Below are 544 nucleotides of genomic sequence, written 5' to 3'. Positions count from 1 at the left end.
CTCGCGCCGCATCGGGTCGATGGTGAGGTCGTCGAACGTGATCGGGGCCTCGCTGGGCGCGTCGCTCGGGGCGGTGGCCCGCAACTCCTCGATCCGGCGCAGGCGGCGCAGCGCTGCACGGACGCGGGCGACCAACTCCTGCATGCTGAAGGGCTTCGTGACGTAGTCGTCGGCCCCGACTTCCAGCCCGACGACGCGGTCGAGCTCGTCGCTGCGCGCGGTGAGCATGATGATGTAGAGCAGCGGGTGGTCCGCGCGGAGGCGGCGGCACACCTCCAGGCCGTCGAGGCCCGGCAGCATCACGTCGAGGAGGACGAGGTCGGGCACGCGGCGCGCGACGGCGTCGAGGGCGGCGGGGCCGGTGTCGGCGGTCGTGACTTCGTAGCCCGCGTCCGTGAAGCGGGTGCCGACGAGCGTGCTCAGGTCGGGGTCGTCCTCGACGAGGAGCAGGTGCGGGGTGGTCATAGCGGGGGCGTTCGGCGAGGGGAGCGCGGCGTAGTAGGTCGGGCAGCCAAGCAGGTGCAGCCAGGCAGGTAGGGCAAAC

General features: G+C 72.4%; 1 protein-coding gene. It reads right to left on the bottom strand.

Going from position 1 to position 544, the window contains the following annotated elements:
• A partial coding sequence (locus AAFM92_16920; GenBank protein MEL7302042.1) for a response regulator occupies window positions 1–465 on the bottom strand: 465 nt, incomplete at its 3' end.
• Between the last annotated feature and the right edge of the window lie 79 nt (window positions 466–544).

The organism is Pseudomonadota bacterium (assembly GCA_038533575.1).
Taxonomy (GTDB): domain Bacteria; phylum Pseudomonadota; class Alphaproteobacteria; order Rhodobacterales; family Rhodobacteraceae; genus Shimia_B.
Note: the sequence above shows the minus strand (reverse complement) of the source record. Positions and strands in the feature narration are given on the sequence as shown.